General features: G+C 46.7%; 3 protein-coding genes. 2 read left to right on the top strand and 1 reads right to left on the bottom strand.

Annotated features, from left to right (window positions below):
* On the top strand, positions 1-549 hold a 549-nt coding region (locus VN105_RS14840; protein ID WP_325642213.1), incomplete at its 5' end, for a hypothetical protein.
* On the opposite strand, the gene VN105_RS14845 is transcribed toward VN105_RS14840, so the two are convergent.
* A complete protein-coding gene (locus VN105_RS14845) occupies positions 546-1,646 on the bottom strand; it encodes a lipase family protein (RefSeq protein ID WP_325642215.1) in 1,101 nt (366 codons plus the stop codon). The genes VN105_RS14840 and VN105_RS14845 overlap by 4 nt on opposite strands.
* A gap of 135 nt (positions 1,647-1,781) precedes the next feature.
* On the opposite strand from VN105_RS14845, the gene aspA reads away from it, so the two are divergent.
* The gene (gene aspA, locus VN105_RS14850; protein WP_325642217.1) at positions 1,782-3,185 is read left to right on the top strand and encodes an aspartate ammonia-lyase; all 1,404 of its coding nucleotides are present in this window, start codon (positions 1,782-1,784) and stop codon (positions 3,183-3,185) included.
* Positions 3,186-3,257 lie beyond the last annotated feature (72 nt).

Genomic DNA, 3,257 nt, shown 5'->3' on the forward strand with positions numbered 1-3,257 from the left:
GAAGCAATGGAAGAACTTACTCTTGGTGTTGGCTCCCGGGTACAGCATGCACACTTTGGTCCGGGTGTTATTGTGGCGGTTAAATATGCCCAGTACCGTGTTACATTTATGGATCATGGTATTAAGATGATCGATAAAACAGACCCTTTGTTTGAAGTACTGGTGGCCGAAAATGCTACCCAGGAAGTGGAAACGGCTTCTGATGTGGAAACCTCGCTGCTAAAGATCCTGCGTCTTTGGGGAGGGATCTCGGAAGTAGTGCCGCTGGGCGATCGCTGGAGAGGCGGTCAGCTGATCCTTCAACCCGGAGATACCTCGCTGAAAGCAAAAGAGTTACCCATTGATACTTTCTTTCACAAAATAGTAATGTTGCGCGACCGTCTTCGCGTACTGGAACAAAACATCAACAGCCATAAAGTGCTCACTGATGAAGAAAAAGTGAACATGCAGCAATATATTACGCGCATCTATGGTTCCCTTACTACTTTCAATGTGTTGTTCAGGGATAAGGAGCATTGGTTCACCGGTGAAAAAAGCGGTAACGATTAATGAGCATCTATATGATAGATCTGCTCCAGCTCCCACCGGTAGGCTTCGGGGAAATGATTGATAAAAATATTCTTTCCATCGAACGGGAATTTTTCATCGTAACCTTTCACCGGGTATAAGATCACAGGAGTGCCTGCCGGGGTGTAATTGTGACTGGTCACAAAATCCGGTCGCTGATATTCCGGCAGCAGCTTTTTTACCCGCTTGTAAGCCATGCCACCCAGTATCCGTTGCATACGCCTGGAAGCCTTTTTGGCGGGGCGGTCTAGCCGGCCGTACATATAGCCCAATGCGCTCCGCAGCGGCCATTTCTGCTTCTTTAATGTGCCTTTGATATTGGTAAAAGGACTCACCGTATTGAAGTCGCGGGTTGTTTGCAGCGAGAAAGGGGTTTCCGGTACCCAGTCGCGCGTATTTACCACGCGTAGTCCCCATCCGTCGCGGCAAATGAAATCGAAGTCGTATGCATAATACAGGTTGCCAGGTTTGGGCGCTGCACTGGCATATGTTTTAAAAACGATATCCTTCGGTAAACCGGCAGTATATTGAAAGTAAGAACGCATCAAGAGCGCAATAACACCACCCTGGCTATGTCCGAAGATGATAAATTCGTGTATCCCTTCCTGGTAGTACGCATTGATTTTCCGGATCATTTCAGGTCCCATGGAAGCCACTGCCAGCATCCATCCCGCATGTACGTAAGCCCTGGGATCTTCCGCCACTTTATAGGGTACAGCAGTGCTGTCGTTTAGTTTCACCGTGCCCTGTGCGGGTATCATGCCGGCATAAAAATTTTCCAGCCACGAAGCCGCCGTACCATTGGTACCGCGGATCACGATAATACCAACATTATCCTTTCTTTTCCACAGGTCCCAGCGGTTCACCAGTCCCGATTCAGCAGAGCGGTATACCAGTTCGCAGTCCCGCGGCGGTGTGCTTTTTACCCTGGTCCACGGGGAATCCCTGGAACGCTCGGCCAGCTTCAGTAATTCACCGTATTCTACTGCATTGAAGTTAGGCGACAGGCGCTGTGCAAAACAATGATATCTTATTAAAAATAAAATTAGAAAACAGAACAGTGAAACACGAAACCCCATAGAAAATAACAAATTATAAATGACCAATGGCAAACGAATAGTAACAAAAGTGCCGCACTTTAAAATAAACTAAAACAATTAAGATGACTCCGTTGTTCTAAATGCGTTTAACTTTCAGCCTAAATTACTTTAAATATGGCAAAGAGAATTGAGCATGATTTTCTTGGAGAAAAAGAAATCCCTCATGATGTATACTATGGCATTCAAACGCTTCGTGCAATCGAAAATTTTCATATTACCGGTATTCCCCTGAAAGTGGAACCCTTGTTTGTACAGGCCCTGGGCTATGTTAAAAAAGGCGCCGCCATGGCTAACCGCGACCTTGGCGTACTCGATAAAAATATAGCGGAATACATTATTAAGGCATCCGACCGTGTGATTGCCGGAGAATTTAACGACCAGTTCCTCAGTGATCTGATACAGGGCGGGGCAGGCACTTCGGTAAATATGAATGCCAACGAAGTAATTGCCAATGTGGCGCTGGAAATGATGGGTAAAGAAAAAGGACAGTATGAATACTGCCATCCCAATAATCATGTAAACTGCTCACAATCCACTAATGATGCTTATCCTACCGCCTTCCGTATTGCATTGATCAATAAGCTCACCGGGTATAAAACCACCCTGGGCGACCTGGCAGACGCTTTCCAGGCGAAAGGAGAGGAGTTTAAAAACGTACTGAAAATGGGTCGCACCCAGCTGCAGGATGCGGTGCCTATGAGTATGGGCGATGAGTTCAAAGCTTTTGCTACCAATATTAACGAAGAATTGTCGAGGGTAGAAGAAAGCAAGCGGCTTATCTCCGAAATCAATATGGGTGCTACCGCTATAGGCACAGGTGTGAATACTCCCAAAGGCTATTCAGAACTGGTTACCAAACATCTTGCAGCCATTACGGGGCTGGACCTGGTACTGGCAGCCGATCTTATCGAAGCCACTGTAGATACCGGCGCCTATGTGCAGCTATCCGGTGTGCTGAAACGTACTGCCGTAAAGATCTCTAAAATATGTAATGATCTCCGGCTGCTTTCCTCCGGCCCACGTACAGGGCTAAACGAAATTAACCTGCCGCCCATGCAGCCGGGATCGTCCATTATGCCGGGCAAGGTAAACCCGGTGATCCCCGAAGTAGTGAACCAAACGGCATTCTATGTAATTGGCGCCGATCTGATGGTAACAATGGCAGCGGAAGCAGGACAGCTGCAACTCAATGTGATGGAGCCTACCATTGCCTTTGCCCTGTTCACTGCTATTACCTATATGAATAATGCATGCAAAACGCTGAAAGATAAATGTGTGGTGGGCATCACCGCTAATGCCGACCGCACAAGGGACATGGTAATGCATAGCATCGGCATCGTAACCCAGCTTAACCCTATCATCGGTTATGAAAAATGCTCCGCTATTGCAAGGGAAGCATTGGAAACAGGTAAGTCGGTACACGACCTGGCAGTAAAAGAAAAGAAGTGGGTGACACAGGAAAAGTGGGATGAAATTTTTACGTTTGATAATCTCATAAGACCGCAGTTTATACAGTAGCGGGTTTTGTCTTGGAACACTGATTTTGATGATTTCGCTGATTACGCTGATTTGATTTTGTAATGATTTGGG

Origin of the sequence: Chitinophaga sp., assembly GCF_035564935.1 — a bacterium.
Taxonomy (GTDB): Bacteria; Bacteroidota; Bacteroidia; order Chitinophagales; family Chitinophagaceae; genus Chitinophaga.

Coding starts and splice junctions, on each gene's coding strand:
- VN105_RS14845 (WP_325642215.1), bottom strand. CDS start 1,646: ATGGGGTTTCGTGTTTCACTGTTCTGTTTTCTAATTTTATTTTTAATA.
- aspA (WP_325642217.1), top strand. CDS start 1,782: ATGGCAAAGAGAATTGAGCATGATTTTCTTGGAGAAAAAGAAATCCCT.